Source organism: Fructilactobacillus cliffordii (assembly GCF_024029355.1).
Taxonomy (GTDB): domain Bacteria; phylum Bacillota; class Bacilli; order Lactobacillales; family Lactobacillaceae; genus Fructilactobacillus; species Fructilactobacillus cliffordii.
Window position 1 is genome coordinate 137,919 of the sequence record NZ_CP097117.1, and the last position, 19,316, is coordinate 157,234.

Sequence of the window (19,316 nt, forward strand, 5' to 3'; positions counted from 1 at the left end):
CAACGGCAATCTGTTCATTTGCCTTCCAATTAAAGTTGGGAGGCTTTTTGTTTGCTGTATTTAATTTGACACTTAGAAAAAATTGCAATATGCTTTGTTAGAATTTCATCGCACGTTGATTGTGAAGAAAGCTTATATAATAGTAGAAAAGTGACGAGGGATAAATTGAATGGCCACTAAAACAACGACAAAAAATAAAACGACTAAACGAAAACGCAGTACCACCAAAAAGAAGTTAGTAATTGTGGAATCTCCGGCCAAAGCAAAAACGATTAGCAAGTATCTTGGCCGGACTTATAGCGTTATTGCTAGTAAAGGGCATATCCGGGATTTACCGAAAAGTCGGATGGGGATTGAAATTGAAAATGATTTTACGCCTGATTACATTTCCATTCGGGGTAAGGGTGATACCATTAAAACTTTGAAAACCGAAGCTAAAAAGGCGAAGGAAGTGTTTCTGGCTTCTGACCCGGATCGGGAAGGAGAGGCGATTGCCTGGCACGTGGCCCACATCCTTAACCTGGATGTTAATGATCATAACCGGGTGACCTTTAACGAAATTACAAAGGAAACCGTCAAGGATGCGTTTAAACATCCCCGCACGATTGATATGAACCTGGTGAATGCCCAACAGGCACGTCGGATTATTGACCGCCTTGTGGGTTACTCAATTTCTCCCATTTTATGGAAAAAGGTAAAGAAGGGTTTGAGTGCCGGACGAGTGCAATCAGTTGCTCTGTGGATTATCATTCAACGAGAACGAGAAATTCAAAAATTTCAACCCGAAGAATACTGGACCATTGATGGGGTTTTTAAAAAGGGACGTTCTCAATTCAAGGCGAGCTTCTACGGCTTAGACGGTAAAAAAACGGCGTTAAAAAACAACGATGCGGTTCAGGCAGCTTTGAGCCGAATTGATCCGAAGGATGATTTCACCATTACTGACGTAAAAAAACGGGAAAAGAAACGACAACCACCCCGTCCCTTCACCACCAGTACGCTACAACAGGATGCCAATAAGAAACTCCGCTTCCGGACCGGTCGAACCATGATGGCGGCACAACAACTTTATGAAGGAATTAACATTGGTAAAGAAGGTAGCCAAGGATTAATCACTTACATGCGGACGGATTCCACCCGAATTTCTGCCGGAGCTAAGCACGAGGCGGCCACTTTCTTACACGAAAATTATGGAGCAGAGTATGCAACTAACCATCCGCGCAAGGGGAAATTACCTGAAGGAGCGCAGGATGCGCACGAAGCCGTGCGACCAACGTCAGTGTTACGGACGCCCAAATCGATTGAAAAGTATCTAACTAAGGATCAGTACAAGCTATATAATTTGATTTGGAGCCGGTTTGTGGCGAGTCAGATGACCCCGGCAATCGTGGATACCGAAACGGTTACCATTGACCAAAATGGCGTGGACTACCGCGCTAATGGATCGAAGCTCAAGTTTGAAGGATATCTGAAGGTTTATGCCGCCGGCAAAGAAAAGGATAACGTTTTACCAGATTTAAAAACGAATGACAGCGTTCGCTTGGTCAACAATCAGCCGGATCAGCATTTTACCCAGCCACCAGCTCGATATACAGAAGCGGCTTTGATTAAAACGTTAGAAGAAAACGGTGTCGGCCGGCCTTCTACTTATGCTCCGACGTTAATGACGATTCAAAAACGTTATTACGTTAAGTTAGAGGCTCGCCGCTTTGTACCAACCGAATTAGGGGAAATTGTCAACAAACTAATTGAAGAGTACTTCCCAGATATCGTGAACGTTGATTTTACAGCTGACATTGAAGGCCAACTAGATGAGATTGAAGAAGCTAAGCGACAATGGGTCGCTGTAGTGAACGAGTTTTATCAACCATTTTCCAAAGAAGTTAGTCATGCTGAAAAGAAAATGGAAGACGTCCAGATCAAGGAACCACTGGCTGGCTTTAACTGTGAAATTTGCGGGGCTCCAATGGTCGAAAAAATGGGAAAATACGGAAAATTCTTTGCTTGTTCCCGTTTCCCAGATTGTCGCAATACCCAAACCATCGTGAAGGAAATTGGGGTTACTTGTCCGAAATGTCATCAGGGTCAAGTAATTGAGCGCAAGACCAAGAAAAAACGGACCTTTTATGGTTGTTCCCGGTATCCTGATTGTGACTTTGTTTCGTGGGATAAACCAGTGGGCCGTGATTGTCCCAAGTGTCACCACTTCCTGGTCAACAAAAAGGTCCGCGGGGGTTGGCAAATCCTGTGTCCGAATGGTGATTATGAAGAAAGTATCATTAAATAAACTAACAAAGGCGGCTCCTTGCGAACCAGCCTTTTTTGTAATTGAGGTGTGCCATGCAGCCAAAAAAAAACGATCAAGAATTAATCATATTATTTGAACGCTATTTAGATAGTGAACGACAGTATTCTCACTTGACCATTCGTGCTTATCGCGATGATTTAGAACAATTTGAACATTTTTTGCAGACAACCGGGAAGAAGATTCCCTTTACCAAGGTTGAGCCGTTTGATGTGGAGGTCTTTTTGAGTGAATTACACGATCAAGGAGACGGAACTAATACCGTGGCTCGCAAGGTTTCAGCGCTAAGTTCGTTCTATAATTTTTTGGTCAATAACCGGTTAAGCACAGAAAATCCATTTCGCTACGTTCAAATTAAACGACAGCAACCCCGCTTACCTCGTTTTTTTTATGATCAAGAACTGAATAAATTGTTTGCGACGGCTAAACAAAATCCGAAGCCAGAATTGGCCGAGCGCGATACCGCGTTATTAGAAGTCCTGTATGGGACTGGAATTCGGGTTAGTGAGTGTGTTAATCTCACATTACGCCAGATTGATTTGGACAATAATATGATGTTAGTCCACGGAAAGGGAAATAAGGATCGTTATTTACCCTTTGGTCGGTATGCTCATGAAGCAATTGAAACCTTTGTGAATCATGGTCGGCAGACCTTAATGCAGAAAACTCATCAGGATCATGATTACCTAATGGTTGATTACCAAGGATTACCGTTAACCGCACGAGGAATTGAATATGCGTTAAATCGGGTTATGAAACGAAGTGGACTACACAGTAGTATTCATCCGCATATGTTGCGGCATTCCTTTGCTACCCAGATGCTGAATAACGGGGCTGATTTACGAACAGTTCAGGAGTTATTAGGACACAGTAATTTAGCGACCACTCAGATTTATACGCATGTTACTAAGGAAAAATTACTCCAAAACTATCAACAGTTCTTTAAGCGGGATTAATTGACAAAGATAATTCTTTTTTATTCGCTCCAATTATTATAGAATTGAACTAAGTAGACCCAAAAACGACTCAAAGGAATAAAATAACTAAATTGGAGCGAGAATCATGACTGTTGAATTACGTAATGACCAATTGACCATCAAGATCGATGAACTTGGGGCGGAGTTAGTTTCCGTTGTTCGTTCTGGTCACGAGTATATTTGGAATGCTGATCCTGCTCACTGGAAGCGCCACGCTCCGATTCTATTTCCCATCGTGGGAAAGCTAAAAAATAATCAGTACCAATATCAGGGACAGACGTACCGGATGTTTCAACATGGTTTTGCCAGAGATCAGCAGTTTCAGTTAATTAGTAAAACGGCTGATCAAGCGGTTTTTTTGCTGGAATCAAATAATGAAACCAAAGAAATGTATCCCTTTGACTTTGAATTAGTAATTAGTTATACGTTGCGCCATGCTCACGTGGAAGTGCAAATGACGGTCCTTAATGTAAGTGAGTCTGACGAACTTTTGTACGCTATCGGAGCTCATCCAGGGTTTCGGGTTCCCCTAGAAAAAGATGTTACTCCAGCAACGTTAACGGTTACGCCGGCAACCTTATACCAGCAAGTGCAACTTGGAACTGATGGATTAACTAAAACGGAACAAATAACCGATTTATTTCAACAACCAGTTTCATTACAACATTTGCTATTTCAAAATGACGCCCAAATTCTTAACGTGAAAATGAATCCGAAGACCGAAGTTACCATTGCTGCTTCTGACCATAAATGGGGGGTAACTTTAACCGGAATTCACAATGACTATCTAGGGATTTGGTCCACGTATCCGCAGGTTTCCAACTTCGTCTGCTTGGAACCGTGGTGGGGAGTTGCTGATTCTGAAACGGTTTCTGGTAATTTAGCGGATAAGCCTGACATTCGTAAGTTACGGCCAGGGGCTAAAAAGACGTTTGAATTTCAGTTGAAATTTTTCTAACTAAAAAAGGACTTAGAAGTGGAAGTCACAGCGGAGTATCAGGTTAGTTCTGATCTGCTGGACTTGCGGACTCGGTCCTTTTTTATTACGTTATTTTTTCTGTTGTCTTGCTTTTTTAGATTGTAAATACCAGTAGTATAATCCAAATGGGAGAATATTTTCGGTTCCGTTTATGATTTTTTTGATGTTATTGCGGTGGCGATAAATGGTAAAGATGGTCAGGACCAATGCTACAATTTGGAGCGCTACGTCAGAAGTAGTTAACGAGACTAGGAAAATTATGATGAACCCGAGGATACTCCCTAAACTCATCATGCTGGTAACAAAAACTGAGGTGAAGGCCGTTATCGCTGCGATTAAAAAGAAGCCAAAGTTGTAGGCCATCAACATTCCAGCGCTAGTAGCCACAGCCTTTCCACCCTTAAAATGGTCAAAAATGGAAAAGGTATGACCCAAGACAGCCATGATGCCAAAAATCAAGGGGTACCAAGAATGAATGCCCAGTTGCATTGGTAACCAAGTTGCTAGCCAACCCTTTCCGATGTCTAAGAGCATCACAATGGTTCCGGCCACGGGTCCTAAAACACGTAGGGTATTGGTAGCGCCAATGTTCTTGGAACCGTGGCGACGAATGTCAACGTGAAAAAAAAGTTTTCCAATCCAAATTCCATTAGGAATGGAGCCTAACAAATAGGCAATAATTAAAAGTAGCACTATTTTAACCATTTTTCCTCCTACTTTGATAAAACCAACAAACGTTATTTTAGCATTTATTCTAACAAGAAAACAGCATGACTGATGAGCGAGCTAACCTGGATTGTTGCAATCCCAGTTAAATCAGGTATGATGAGAATGGCAAAAAAAGGAGTAATGAACGATGACGAAGAAAAAGGAAACCCAAGCTTATGATGCTTCCTCAATTCAAGTTTTACATGGTTTAGAAGCCGTCCGTAAACGGCCCGGAATGTACATCGGTTCGACCGATAGCCGGGGACTCCATCATTTAGTTTACGAAATTGTTGATAATGCTGTTGATGAGGCCATCGCTGGTTACGGTGATGCCATTAATGTCACAATTAATGCTGATAATAGTATTACTGTTGAAGACCACGGCCGGGGGATGCCGGTTGAGATGCACGCATCTGGTAAACCAACTCCAGAAGTGATTTTGACGGTCCTACATGCTGGGGGTAAATTTGGTCAGGGTGGCTATAAAACCTCTGGAGGACTGCATGGGGTTGGTTCGAGTGTTGTGAACGCTTTATCGACTAATCTCACAGTTCAAATCGTTCGGGACCATCAGTTGTATGAAGAACAATTCGTGGATGGCGGGCAACCAGTAGGAACTTTGAAGAAAATGGGTAAGACAACGAAGCCCACGGGAACGACGATTACGTTTAAACCAGATCCGACGATTTTTACCACGGTGGTCTATAACTTCGATACTTTAGCAACCCGATTGCGTGAAGCAGCCTTCTTACTGAAGGGAGTGAAGATTACCCTGACCGATAAACGGGCTGGACAAGAACGTCAAGAAATTTATCAATTTGATGAAGGAATTAAAGAGTTTGTTACGTATTTAAATGAAAGTAAGAGCACGTTAGGTCCAGTGATGGATTTTGATACCACTAAGGATGGAATCGAAGTTGAAGTTGCTGCGCAATACAATGATGGTTACACGGAAACAATGATTTCTTTTGTTAACAACGTGCGGACCAATGATGGGGGAACTCACGAAGCGGGATTTCGGAGTGGTTGGACAAGAGCCATGAATGAATACGCGCGTAAGGTCGGATTATTGAAGGAAAAAGATAAAAACCTGGACGGATCCGATGTGAGAGAAGGCCTTACTGCAGTAATTTCTTTGCGGGTTCCAGAAGAGGAACTGCAGTTTGAAGGACAAACGAAGGGAAAATTAGGCACCCCGGCCGCTCGATCAATTGTAGATAGCGTTGTTTCAGAGCAATTGGTTTACTTTTTGATGGAAAACGGGGATTTTGCGAATACTCTGGTTCAAAAGGCTTTGCGGGCGCGGAAAGCGCGGAAAGCCGCTAAAAAAGCTCGGGATGAAAGCCGGCGCGGAAAAAAGAAGAAAAAAAGCGAACGTTTGTTATCCGGGAAGTTAACTCCGGCGCAGTCTAAGGATGCCAGCAAAAATGAGTTGTTTTTAGTCGAAGGTGATTCAGCGGGCGGATCTGCTAAACAAGGACGAGACCGAAAACATCAGGCGATTTTACCGTTACGAGGTAAGGTTTTAAATACCGAAAAAGCCAGTGTTACCGATATTTTAAAGAACGAAGAAATAAGTACGATTATGTATACGGTGGGAGCTGGTATGGGTAGTGATTTTTCGCTTTCAGATGCCAACTACGATAAGATTATCATCATGACTGACGCGGATGATGACGGAGCCCACATTCAAATCTTGTTATTGACGTTCTTTTACAAGTACATGCGCCCAATGATTGAAGCTGGTCGAGTTTACGTGGCGTTGCCACCGTTGTACAAGTTGCAAGCTGGTAAAGGCAAACAGGCCAAGGTTGAGTATGCCTGGACCAATGAAGAACTTGAACGCTTACGTCCGGATTTTCCCAAGGGAATGACATTGCAACGTTTTAAAGGGCTCGGAGAAATGAACGCGGACCAGTTGTGGGAAACCACGATGGATCCAGATCACCGGACCTTGATTCGGGTTCAAATTGACGATGCGGCGATGGCCGAAAAACAGGTTTCCACTTTAATGGGAACTAAGGTCGAACCGCGGAGAAATTGGATTGAAAGTAACGTTCAATTTACCCTAGAAGATGAAGGTAGTATCTTAGATAAAACTTTGGATTAGAAGGTGAACAAATGGCAAAGCATGCCGAAATTAAAGACTTATCGTTAGCATCTGTCATGGATGAACGCTTTAGTCGTTATTCCAAGGCCATCATCCAGGAACGAGCCTTACCAGACATTCGCGATGGGTTAAAACCGGTCCAACGTCGGATTTTGTATTCCATGAATAAGGATGGTAATACTTACGATAAGGGTTTTCGAAAGTCTGCTAAATCAGTCGGAAACGTCATGGGAAATTTTCACCCCCACGGTGATAGTTCTATCTATGATGCCATGGTCCGGATGAGTCAGGATTGGAAGTTACGGGCCCCCTTAATTGATATGCACGGAAATAATGGTTCGATGGACGGTGATCCGCCGGCAGCCATGCGGTATACAGAAGCGCGTTTGAGTAAGATTGCGGGCGAAATGCTGCGTGACATCGATAAGGATACGGTTAGTTGGGTCTTAAACTTTGACGATACCGAATCAGAACCGACCGTGTTACCAGCCCGGATTCCCAACCTACTGGTAAACGGAGCTACCGGAATTTCGGCCGGATACGCGACGGAAATTCCGCCGCATAATTTGAGTGAAGTCGTGGATGCCTTGATTTACTTACAGGCTCACCCAGATGCAACGTTAGCACAACTGATGCAGTTCATTCAGGGTCCAGATTTCCCCACCGGTGGGATTGTCCAAGGTCTGGATGGCATTAAGCAGGCCTATGAAACGGGACACGGCCGGGTTGTAATTCGTTCCCGCTCTACCATTAGCGAGATGCGTGGCGGTAAGAAACTAGTGCAGGTCACAGAAATTCCGTACGAAGTAAATAAAGCCCAGCTTGTGAAGCAAATTGACGAGATTCGGTTAAACAAAAAAATTGAAGGAATTGCCGAAGTCCGAGATGACTCAGACCGTTCCGGATTAATGATTTCCATTGAATTAAAACGAAACGTGGATGAACGTGGGATTTTAAACTATTTGTATAAAAATACGGACCTGCAAATTTCATATAACTTTAATGTGGTAGCCATTAAGGACATGCGGCCTGAACGGTTATCGTTAAAGGATATTTTAACTACTTACTTAGCTTATCAGCGGTCCGTATTAACCAAACGAACTCAGTTTGATTTGAAAAAGGCGCAAGATCGTCAGCACATTGTTTTAGGGCTAATTAAAGCCTTATCGATTTTAGACCAAGTTATTAAAACAATTAGAGCTAGTCAAAATCGAAAAAATGCACGCGACAACCTAATTGCTACCTATGACTTTACCGAAAAACAGGCCGATGCCATCGTTGCTTTACAATTGTACCGGTTAACGAATACTGATGTAACTAAATTAAATGAAGAAAATGCGGATTTAGCTGCGCAAATTGCGGAGTATGAAACCATTTTGGCAGACCCAAGTGAATTAGATCGGGTGTTGAAACAGGAATTACAGGAAATTGCTGCAGAATACAAGACACCACGACGTTCGACCATCCAACCGGAGATTGAAAGCTTAAATATTAGTAAGCAGGTAACCGTTCCAGATGAACAAGTGATGGTGCTCGTTTCGCGCGATGGTTATTTGAAACGAACCAATTTACGTTCCTTTGGCGCTACTGATTTAACGGATAATGGTTTAAAAGAGGATGATTATCCAGTTTTCATCCAACAACTTAGTACCAGAGATTCGGTTTACCTCTTCACTGATGGTGGGAACTTGATTTATCGACCAGTGCACGAAATTGAAGATACTAAATGGAAAGATACCGGGGAGCATATCTCCCAGTTAAATGGATTGCAACCAACCGAAAAAGTGATTGCGGTCAAATCATTTTCTTCCTTGAAGCAGACTGGAAACTTTGTGATTGCTACGCGAGCTGGACACGTTAAACAGGTTGAATTTTCCAAGTTACTACCGGGACGAACCTACCGCAGTCGAGCAATGATGTTTACCAAGTTAAAAGACGAGTTAGATGCCGTCGTTAACGTTACTTATTTAGAACCAAACGAAACTCGGGACGTTTTAATTATGACGGAACAAGGGCTCGGACTACGATATGCGCTGGATGAGGTGTCCACTAACGGACCGCGGACCGTAGGAGTAAAAGCCATTAATTTAGGTTCAGATGATCACGTAATCAATGCCCAGCTTGTGCAAGAGACTGATGACTTAGCAATGGTCTTTCAAAATGGTAATTTCAAAAAAATGCAAGTGGTTGATATTCCGCAAACAGCTAGGGCACGAAAGGGAATTAAAGTACTCCGTGATCTAAAGACCAAGGCTAATTTACTGGCAGATTTCATGCGTTTGGATTCGGACGAAACTCTGATTCGCGTTCATACAGATACGCGTCATGCGCAAGATGTGTTCGTGGCTGATTACCAAGCGGCGCCAAGAACGTCCAACGGATCGAAGCTATTGGATGTAACTAAGGAGGGAACGCCTGTCTTATTAACGAATGTTCCAGAAGCACGGTTTGCCGAAGAGTAGTGTGATTTTAAGCCCCCTCGGGGAATAAAATATGGTAAAGTAAACGTATCAGGTGAATAAAGGAGATTTTTTCATGACAAAAGAATTAGTTTTTGGCCACCAAAATTCAGATACAGATGCAATTGCAGCAGCGATTGCATTAGCATACTTAGAAAAACAAGATGGCTATGACACGGAAGCTGTTGCCTTGGGACCAGTTAACCCAGAAACACAGTTCGTCTTAGATTACTTTGGTGTTAAGGCACCCCGAGTAGTTGATCATGCTAAACCAGAAACAGATTTAGTAATGTTGGTTGATCACAACGAACCCCAACAAAGTATCGCAGACATTGCTGATTTAACGGTAACTCACGTAGTTGATCACCATCGGATTAACGGGTTTGATACTTCCAAACCACTTTACTACAGAGCTGCACCTTACGGTTGTTGTTCAACTATCATTACCCAAATGTTCTCAGAAGAAGGGGTTACAATTCCCAAAGAAATTGCGGGATTGATGATGTCTGCAATTATTTCTGATACCTTACTCTTAAAGTCACCAACTACGACTGACGTTGACCGCGATGCTTTACAGGCATTGGCTGAAATTGCCGGGGTTGATAACTATGAAAATTACGGCGTTCAAATGCTAAAAGCTGGTACCAATGTGGACGCTAAGTCAGCAGAAGAATTAATTGATAGTGATGCAAAATCTTTCACCCTCGGTGGCAAAAACGTACGGATTGATCAAATTAACGTGGTTGATTTAGAAGACGTTAACAAACGTTTGGCAGAAATTAAGCAGGCGATGGAATCAGAGGCGCAAAATGAAAATTACGATTTATTCTTAGTCTTAGTTACGAATGTCTTAACTAGTAATTCTGAACTAATTACGGTAGGAGAACCAAAAGATGTGGTTGCCCAGGCTTTTAACAACCAATTTGATGAAAACGACGTAATGAATTTACCAGGCGTAGTTTCCAGAAAGAAACAAGTGGTTCCACCGTTAACCACCCAATTAGAAGCAAATAATTAATTTACCCAAATAGCCGGATCTTTATGATCCGGCTATTTTTTAATTGCGAGCAATATATTTGCAATTGAGGGTTATATCATTAGAATAAAGGTTAGTAAATGTCAAGGAGGAATTTGTGATGAACAAAGATGAATTAAAGCAAAAATTAACCCCAGAAGAATATGCGGTTACCCAAGAGGCCGCTACGGAACCAGCTTTTACTGGTAAGTATGACCAATTCTTTAAAAAGGGAATCTACGTGGATGTTGTTAGTGGAGAACCACTTTTCAGTTCCGCTGATAAGTATGACTCTGGTTGTGGTTGGCCCGCATTCACTAAGCCAATTAAGAAAGAAAACTTAAAGAGCAAGACCGATACTTCCTTTGGCATGATTAGAGAAGAAGTTGAAAGTTCTGACGCTGGTTCCCACTTGGGTCATGTTTTCCCAGATGGTCCCGCTGATAAGGGTGGTCTCCGGTACTGCATTAACTCAGCCGCTTTGAAGTTCATTCCGTACGATGAAATGGATGCTGCTGGCTATGGTCAGTACAAAGCCCAGGTTGACGAAAATGGAGGTCCTAACGAATGAAAAAGGAAGAAACAGCGATTTTTGCCGGAGGATGTTTCTGGTGCATGGTTAAACCGTTTGAAGAAACTCCGGGAATTATTTCGGTAGTTTCTGGTTATACCGGTGGACACGTTCCTAACCCAACCTACGAACAGGTTTGCAGCCATACCACCGGGCATACAGAAGCCGTAAAGATTACATTTGATCCTAGTGTTATTTCTTACAAGGATTTAGTGGAAATTTACTGGCGGCAAACGGATCCAACCGATGCTATGGGTCAATTTCAAGACCGTGGCGACAGTTACCGGCCGGTTATCTTTGTGAACAGTCCGGAACAAAGAAAAGTGGCTGAAGCTTCTAAGCAGGCATTGGAAGAATCGGGTCAATTTGATGAGCCCATCGTTACTAAAATTGAACCGGCCCAGCCATTCTATCCAGCCGAAGACTACCACCAAGATTTCTACAAAAAGAACCCATTACGAGCTCAAATTGAAGAAATGGGTGGACGTGAACAATTCATTAAGGAACACTGGTCAAAATAATGTTTAAAAGACGTGCTTTTAAAGAGCACGTCTTTTTTTAACAGACTTTAAATTTGAATTAATCGTAAATCAGAATTAGACTGAAGTAATGAGGATGAAATTAAAGGTGAGGCGATTAATGTGTTAAGTACCGATGGGATAAATCTAACAATGTTATCAATTCCTTGTGTCAAAAGTAAGTTGTTGCATGATGATCAATCAACGAAAATTATTAAAAAATTTGCTGATCCTGATTGTTTTCAAAAAAATTGTGATGCAGTTTACAGTAATTTTTTGAGTCGGAATGTTATAGTTCGACATCATTATTTCACTCATTACTTGGAAAAATATCAGCAGAAATATACACAAGTTCTAATTTTGGGCGTTGGGCTAGATACTAAACCAGATACGCTTGCTTGTTTACGTGATAAGGATGTCTATGGATGTGATTTGGCAGTTACTGATATTAAGCAGATTTATCAAGCCACTGGCGTAAAAACAAAAACAAAGTTGGTATCCTGTGATTTGAAAAATGGAATGAATCAGGAATTTTTACAGAGACTACAAGAACATGGATTTTCCCGTGACCGGCCCACGTTGGTGTTATGGGAAGGCGGAACGTTTTACCTGCCGAAAAAATCAGTTTTGCATGACCTGAAATTTTTAAACCAAAATCTTAATTTAATTGGATTATTGGTTGATTACATGAGTAGTACCGTTTTTAATCCGCCTCGTCATACTAAAGCCAGAAAGCAATTAGAATTAGTGCAACAAATTGGATGCCCTTGGCAATCATTTTTTACAGCGACCGAGATTGAACAATTTTATCAGCAACTAGGATTTAAAGAGATTAATGTTAGTGAACATGGTCAAATTGAGGAAAAAGTCTGGGGCGATGTTCAATTAGATTATGACATTATGTATCTAAGTGCTACTTTTAAATTTTAGTAAGTCTACTGATTAACTAATATTAACTGCGATTTAAACTAGTTAAGGTGATTAAATCCGAATTAAATTTTAAAAAAAGGTTGCATTATCTCTAATCCATGCTATGATAAATAAAAATTACAAAAACAAAGCGTTAGTTAGGAAGTAGTAGTCCAAGCGGAAGCCCGCAGTGAGATGTTGGTTAGTGCGAAACATCATGTGGAAGCTTCGATGAACGTCACCTAATTGTAGTATGCGATTGTAAACCATACTGGGTGCTCCCATTACAGAGCCAACGATTCGAAGCTGGATCGTGAGAGATGTTGATTTTTGGGGTCAGCATAATAAAGGTGGTACCGCGTACAAAGCGTCCTTTAGTCAAGTGAAATTGACTAAAGGACGCTTTTTTTGTTGGCGTAATAAGTTGAGAAAGTGGAGGAGCAAGGAAATGCAGAAGAAATGGTTGAAGTGGTTGTTACTGACCGTCATGCTGATTGTCGGAATCAGCATTAAAGGGAACAGCGTTCATGCAGATGATTCACTGCAAAAGGTGAAAGATAAAGGAGTATTAACGGTGGCGACCTCGCCCGATTATCCTCCATTTGAGTTTCAGGTTAACCAACACGGCCATTCTAAGGACGTTGGAATGGACATTGAGTTGTCCAAACAGATTGCTAGAGATTTAGGGGTCAAGCTCCAGATTAAAAACATGGATTTTAACTCCTTGTTAGTGGCCATTCAGACCGGAAAGGCCGACATGGCCATTGGCGGAATTAATCCTTCTCCAGAACGGAAACAAAACGCGGACTTTTCTCAGATTTATTACTACGGGGGTGAATCATTTTTAATCAATAAAGCAGATACAGAAAAGTTGAAAAATCAATCTGCTTTAAAAGGATTAAAAGTGGGAACCCAAACTGGCTCCATGCAACAAAGTTTAGCCAAAAAGAATTTAAAGGGTACCAAAGTGGTCACTATGGATAAAAATACCGATTTAATTTTGGCTTTAAAAACCCACAAGGTTGATGCCGTGGGAGTGGAAACTCCCGTAGCACAAGCATACGTGCAAAATGATCCAGACCTCAAAATGGTTAAAGCTAACTATCATTTAAACAAACAGGATACCGGTTCTGCGGTGGCCTTACCGAAGGGCGCCACGACCTTACAAACCGCTGTGAATCAGTCAATCGAAAAAGCGAAAGCTCAGCACCTGATTCCCCAGTATCTGAAGACGGCCGGCAAGTATATGAAGGTTAACACCGCCGATACATCGATGATGCACTACTGGAAGTACTTCTTTAATGGGTTAAAGTACACGCTGTTAATTTCTGTTTGCGCCGTTGCGGGTGGAATTATCCTGGGAATCTTATTAGCCCTTATGCGCTTGAGTAATTTCAAGTGGCTCAGTTGGTCCGCCGTTAGTTACGTCGAAGTGGTTCGGGGCACTCCGATGATGGTACAAGTACTGTTAGTTTACTTTGGCCTGGGAGTACTAGTTAACATTCCCGCTCTTCCTGCCGGGATGATTGCGGTGACCCTGAACAGTGCTGCCTATGTCAGTGAAATTATCCGGGGTGGAATTAACTCCGTCGCTAAGGGGCAAAAGGAAGCGGCCAAGAGTCTTGGCTTATCCAAAACGGATGCATTGCGTTTCATCGTTTTACCCCAAGCATTTAAAAACATCTGGCCGGCCCTTGGAAATGAATTTATTTCGGTCATCAAGGAAAGTTCGATTGTATCGATTATCGGAGTTACCGATTTAGTTTACGAACTAAACGTCGTAAGAGCGGATACCTACCGAGGAGTGGCGCCAATTGTAGTGGTAATGGCCATCTATTTCGTCATTACCTTTACGCTAACCAGACTATTAAATTACATGGAAAGAAGAATGAAACACGATTAAACGGAGGAGGAATTAGTAATGCAAAAGAAATGGCTCAAGTGGTTTTTGGTCATGGTAACGGTTTTGCTAGGGGGTACCCTGGCTAAAGCAACCGTTCATGCCGATGACTCACTGCAAAAAGTGAAAGAGCAAGGCGTGTTAAAAGTAGCGGTTGCTCCCGATTATCCGCCGTTTGCCTTTCAGGTTAACGAACACGGCAAGTCAAAAGACGTGGGAATGGATATTGAGGTGGCAAAACAAATTGCCAAGGATCTTCACGTGAAGCTCCAACTAAAGAACATGGATTTTAATTCCGTGTTGGTGGCCGTTCAAACCGGGAAAGTTGATTTAGCGTTAGGAGGAATTAATCCGACCCCCGCCCGGGAACAAAATGCCGATTTTTCTAAAATCTATTACTACGGAGGCCAAAGCTTCCTGATTAACAAAACGGATGCTAACAGGTTAAAGAACCAAAAGAGTTTGAAGGGTGAAAAAGTCGGAACTCAAACTGGTTCGATGCAACAAACCTTAGCCAAAAAACATTTAACTGATAGCAAGCTAGTTAGCATGGATAAGACCACGGACCTAGTTTTAGCAATCAAGACTCACAAGGTTAATGCCGTGGGGGTGGAAAAGCCAGTGGCGCAGGCCTATGTGGAAAATGATCCGGATTTAAAGATGATTCCCGCTGACTACAAGCTAGACAAGAAAGAAACCGGCTTTGCAATTGCCATGCCGAAGGGAGCTACAACCCTCCAAACGGCTGTGAACCAATCGATGGATAAGATTGCCGAACAACACTTAATGCCACAATATTTAAAAACGGCCGCTAAATACATGAAGGTTAATACCGCTAACACCTCGATGTGGCACTACTGGAAGTACTTCTTTGATGGCTTAAAATACACATTGTTAATTTCTGTTTGTGCGGTTGCCGGCGGAATTATACTAGGAGTATTGTTAGTCCTGATGCGATTAAGCAACGTTAAATGGTTAAGTTGGCCCGCCATTAGCTACGTCGAAGTAGTCCGGGGTACTCCGATGATGGTGCAAGTACTATTAGTCTACTTTGGACTGGGAATTTTGGTTAACATTCCTGCTTTACCTGCCGGGATTATTGCTGTGACTCTAAATAGCGCGGCGTACGTTAGCGAAATTATCAGAGGGGGGATCAACTCCGTGGCGAAGGGTCAAAAAGAAGCAGCTAAGAGTCTCGGTTTATCTAAGCATGATGCTCTCCGGTTCATCGTTTTGCCCCAGGCCTTTAAGAACATTTGGCCTGCACTAGGAAACGAGTTTATCTCAGTTATTAAGGAAAGCTCGATTGTTTCCATTATCGGAGTAACGGACCTGGTTTACGAACTAAACGTCGTGAGAGCCGATACCTATCGAGGGGTTGCTCCCATTGTCGTTGTAATGGCTATCTACTTCATCATCACGTTTACACTCACAAGACTATTAAATTACTGGGAAGGAAAGATGAAACATGACTAATCCATTGATTAAAATTGACCACATTCAAAAACAATTTGAAAAAAACGAAGTACTAAAGGACATTAACGGAGAAGTAAATAAAGGTGAGGTAGTGTGTATCATTGGACCATCTGGTTCTGGTAAAAGTACCTTATTACGGTGCATTAACCAGTTAGAAACGCCAACTAGCGGAGCGGTTTGGTTCAACGGCAAAGATTTAACTAAGGAAACGGCCCAACAGCTTTCAACGCTAGGTGAATCAATCGGGATGGTGTTTCAGAACTTTAACCTGTTCCCCAATCTAACGGTGCTTGAAAACCTCACGTTAGCACCGATTCGGGTAAAAAAGATGAGTCAAACTGAGGCCAAAAAAATTGGAATGAAGTACTTAACCAGAGTTGGGTTGGCAGAAAAAGCGGATGCGTATCCGGCTAGTCTGTCGGGGGGACAACAACAACGGGTAGCCATTGCGCGAGCCCTTTCAATGAATCCTGAAGTGATGCTATTTGATGAACCAACCAGTGCTTTGGATCCTGAAATGGTCGGAGAAGTGCTCCAGGTAATGCAAGAACTGGCGGATGAAAAGATGACCATGATTGTGGTGACTCATGAAATGGGATTTGCCAAAAAGGTAGCTGATCAAGTCTGGTTTATGGATGGGGGGTACTTATTAGAAAAGGATACGCCTAAGGAAATTTTTGACCATCCGAAAGAGGAACGAACGAAAGACTTTATCAATAAAATTATTGTTGATTAAAAATTAGAAGGAGGAAATTACAATGGCGCAACCAAAAGTAGTATTAGCATATTCAGGTGGATTAGATACGTCGGTGGCCATCGCTTGGTTAACTGACCAGGGATACGACGTGGTGTCCTGTTGTGTAAACGTTGGTGAAGAAAAAGACGCGACGATGTTAGAAGCCAAGGCACTCAAAACCGGAGCGGTAGCTGCATACGTAATTGATGCTAAGAATGAATTTGCCGATCACTATTTAACGTTAGCACTGCAGGGAAACGTTTTGTATGAAGGGGTTTATCCACTGGTTTCGGCATTATCACGGCCGTTAATCGTGCAGAAGTTAGTGGAAGTTGCTCAGCAAGAAGGGGCGACGGCAATTGCCCATGGTTGTACCGGGAAAGGAAATGATCAGGTGCGGTTTGAAGTTGCCATTCACGCGCTTGCCCCCGACGTTGAAGTCCTTAGTCCCGTGCGGGATTGGCACTGGTCGCGGGAAGAAGAAATTGACTACGCCAAAGAGCATGACATTGAAATCCCAATTGACTTGGATTCTCCGTACTCCATTGATGCCAACATCTGGGGTCGGGCTAACGAAGCGGTCGGGCTAACGAAGCGGGTGTGTTAGAAGATCCCTGGGTCAGCGCCCCGGCGGATGCCTTTGCAATGACCAATTCAATTGCGGATGCACCCGAGCAACCCACAGAGTTGGTCATTAGCTTTGACCACGGAAAGCCAGTGGCACTAGATGGTCAGAAAATGGATTTTGCTCCATTAATTGAAACGCTCAACCAAATTGCGGGAGAAAATGGAGTGGGTCGGATTGACCACATTGAAAACCGGTTAGTGGGAATCAAGTCAAGAGAAATTTATGAAGCTCCAGCAGCGATGGTTTTGATTAAAGCGCATCAAGCATTAGAAAACCTCACCTTGGAACGGGATTTGGCGCACTCTAAGTTAAACATCGAAAAAGAGTTTGCAGAATTAATTTACAACGGACTCTGGTTCTCTCCGTTAATGCAATCTTTGCAGGCCTTTATTACAACGAGCCAACAAGTAGTAAATGGAGATGTTCGGCTTAGTCTATACAAAGGCAATATTACTATCTTGGGACGGCAGTCTAACTGGAGCCTATACGATAAAGATTTGGCTACCTACACCGCTGCTGATTCGTTTGATCAAGAAGCAGCCAAGGGATTCATCAAGTTATGGGGCTTACCAACCCAAGTGGCAGCTCAGGTAGTACAAAAAGAGGCAGATCATCATGAGTAAAAAGTTATGGGGCGGTCGGTTCCAAGCAGAAACTGACCAACTGGTGGATGAGTTTGGTGCTTCGATTGGTTTTGACCAACTAATGGCTGAAGAAGATTTGTTAGGATCCTTAGCGCACGTCAAAATGTTAGGAAAGACTGGAATCCTCTCTACGACTGAAGTAGAACAAATTACGGCAGGGTTACATGATTTACAACGGGATTTAGCCGCCGGCAAACTTCAATTTTCCACGGCTAACGAAGACATCCACATGAATCTGGAAGCGTTACTGACGGAGCGAATTGGACCAGTAGCTGGAAAACTGCATACAGCAAGATCGCGGAATGATCAGGTGGCCACCGATTTTCATCTCTATGTCAAGCGGCGGTTACCGCAGGTTCTGAATGCAATTAAACAGTTACAAACGGTTTTATTGCAATTAGCAAGTGAAAACGTCGAAACCGTAATGCCGGGCTATACTCACTTGCAACATGCGCAACCCATTTCATTAGCTCAATCATTTTTGGCTTATTTCAACATGTTACAACGGGACTACGAACGCTTTGAGTTTAACCAAAAACATACGGATCTATTGCCGCTTGGTTCAGCAGCCTTAGCTGGAACCACGTTTCCGATTGACCGCGAATTTACGGCTCACGAATTAGGTTTTCAAGCCGTTTATTCTAACTCGTTGGATGCCGTTTCTGATCGGGACTTTGCGCTTGAGTTCTTAAGTAATGCCTCGATGCTCATGATGCATCTCTCCCGGTTTTGTGAGGAACTTAGTCTGTGGGTCAGTCAGGAATTTAACTTTGTGGAACTCAGCGACGCCTATACTACCGGTAGCTCGATTATGCCGCAAAAGAAAAATCCGGATATGGTCGAACTAATTCGAGGGAAAATCGGCCGGGTCTACGGTCATCTAATGGGATTGTTAACGACAATGAAGGGACTCCCGTTAGCTTACAATAAGGACTTACAGGAAGATAAAGAAGGAGTTTTTGATACCGTCCACACGATTTTACCAACTCTGAAGATTTTTACTGGAATGCTAAAAACGATGAAAATCAATCAAGAACAAATGTATGCTAGTACGGAAAATGATTATTCCAACGCCACCGAATTAGCTGACTACCTGGCTAACAAGGGTATGCCGTTTCGAGAGGCCCATGGGATTGTCGGGCAACTGGTATTTAAAGGCATCCAAGAGCACCGTAATCTACAGGATATGTCGTTAGACGAATTACAAGCTGCTTCGCCGTTAATTGAAGCTGATGTTTATCACGAGTTACAGCCAAAGGTAGCCGTTGAACGGCGTAATTCATTAGGCGGAACTGGCTTTCAGTCAATTAAACAGCAAATTAAACAAGCACAATTGTTACTGCAAAAGGAAGCATAATTAAAAAACTGCTAACTCGATTGA

General features: G+C 42.7%; 14 protein-coding genes and 1 pseudogene. 14 read left to right on the top strand and 1 reads right to left on the bottom strand.

Annotated elements, in window-relative coordinates:
• The first annotated feature begins 169 nt into the window (after window positions 1–169).
• From topA to M3M38_RS00715, 3 genes are all read left to right on the top strand, one after another.
• The gene (gene topA, locus M3M38_RS00705; protein ID WP_252814306.1) at window positions 170–2,287 is read left to right on the top strand and encodes a type I DNA topoisomerase; all 2,118 of its coding nucleotides are present in this window, start codon (window positions 170–172) and stop codon (window positions 2,285–2,287) included.
• Window positions 2,288–2,340: 53 nt separating this feature from the next.
• Entirely contained in the window at window positions 2,341–3,261 is a 921-nt protein-coding gene (gene xerC, locus M3M38_RS00710) for a tyrosine recombinase XerC (RefSeq protein ID WP_252814308.1), read from the top strand.
• Window positions 3,262–3,367: 106 nt separating this feature from the next.
• On the top strand, window positions 3,368–4,240 hold the full coding sequence (locus tag M3M38_RS00715; RefSeq protein WP_252814309.1) for an aldose 1-epimerase family protein: 873 nt from the start codon (window positions 3,368–3,370) through the stop codon (window positions 4,238–4,240).
• Window positions 4,241–4,330: 90 nt separating this feature from the next.
• Here M3M38_RS00715 and plsY read toward each other — a convergent pair whose 3' ends face one another.
• Window positions 4,331–4,966, bottom strand: a complete 636-nt coding sequence (gene plsY / locus M3M38_RS00720; protein WP_252814311.1) for a glycerol-3-phosphate 1-O-acyltransferase PlsY — start codon at window positions 4,964–4,966, stop codon at window positions 4,331–4,333.
• A 151-nt stretch (window positions 4,967–5,117) separates the two neighbouring features.
• On the opposite strand from plsY, the gene parE reads away from it, so the two are divergent.
• The 11 genes and pseudogenes from parE (at window position 5,118) to argH (ending at window position 19,292) form a co-directional block, all read left to right on the top strand.
• On the top strand, window positions 5,118–7,079 hold the full coding sequence (gene parE, locus M3M38_RS00725) for a DNA topoisomerase IV subunit B (protein ID WP_252814313.1): 1,962 nt from the start codon (window positions 5,118–5,120) through the stop codon (window positions 7,077–7,079).
• 11 nt (window positions 7,080–7,090) lie between these two features.
• Complete coding sequence (parC, locus tag M3M38_RS00730) at window positions 7,091–9,541, top strand: DNA topoisomerase IV subunit A (RefSeq protein ID WP_252814315.1); 2,451 nt, start codon at window positions 7,091–7,093, stop codon at window positions 9,539–9,541.
• Window positions 9,542–9,614: 73 nt separating this feature from the next.
• A complete protein-coding gene (locus M3M38_RS00735; protein ID WP_252814317.1) occupies window positions 9,615–10,556 on the top strand; it encodes a manganese-dependent inorganic pyrophosphatase in 942 nt (313 codons plus the stop codon).
• 118 nt (window positions 10,557–10,674) lie between these two features.
• Window positions 10,675–11,124 (top strand): peptide-methionine (R)-S-oxide reductase MsrB, encoded by a 450-nt coding sequence (gene msrB / locus M3M38_RS00740; RefSeq protein WP_252767187.1) that lies wholly within the window; start codon window positions 10,675–10,677, stop codon window positions 11,122–11,124.
• A complete protein-coding gene (gene msrA / locus M3M38_RS00745) occupies window positions 11,121–11,645 on the top strand; it encodes a peptide-methionine (S)-S-oxide reductase MsrA (protein WP_252767188.1) in 525 nt (174 codons plus the stop codon). Before msrB ends, msrA begins: the two co-directional genes overlap by 4 nt.
• A 120-nt stretch (window positions 11,646–11,765) precedes the next feature.
• Window positions 11,766–12,572: a class I SAM-dependent methyltransferase gene (locus M3M38_RS00750; protein ID WP_252767189.1), complete on the top strand. Its 807-nt coding sequence runs from the start codon at window positions 11,766–11,768 to the stop codon at window positions 12,570–12,572.
• A 427-nt stretch (window positions 12,573–12,999) separates the two neighbouring features.
• Entirely contained in the window at window positions 13,000–14,454 is a 1,455-nt protein-coding gene (locus M3M38_RS00755; RefSeq protein ID WP_252814319.1) for an ABC transporter substrate-binding protein/permease, read from the top strand.
• A gap of 18 nt (window positions 14,455–14,472) precedes the next feature.
• Window positions 14,473–15,927 (top strand): ABC transporter substrate-binding protein/permease, encoded by a 1,455-nt coding sequence (locus M3M38_RS00760; protein WP_420842650.1) that lies wholly within the window; start codon window positions 14,473–14,475, stop codon window positions 15,925–15,927.
• Window positions 15,920–16,663, top strand: coding sequence for an amino acid ABC transporter ATP-binding protein (locus M3M38_RS00765; RefSeq protein ID WP_274705788.1), 744 nt, complete (start codon window positions 15,920–15,922; stop codon window positions 16,661–16,663). Before M3M38_RS00760 ends, M3M38_RS00765 begins: the two co-directional genes overlap by 8 nt.
• A gap of 22 nt (window positions 16,664–16,685) precedes the next feature.
• Window positions 16,686–17,914 (top strand): annotated as a pseudogene (locus M3M38_RS00770) (argininosuccinate synthase).
• Complete coding sequence (gene argH, locus M3M38_RS00775; protein WP_252814843.1) at window positions 17,904–19,292, top strand: argininosuccinate lyase; 1,389 nt, start codon at window positions 17,904–17,906, stop codon at window positions 19,290–19,292. The pseudogene M3M38_RS00770 and the gene argH overlap by 11 nt, the downstream one beginning before the upstream one ends.
• Window positions 19,293–19,316: the final 24 nt, after the last annotated feature.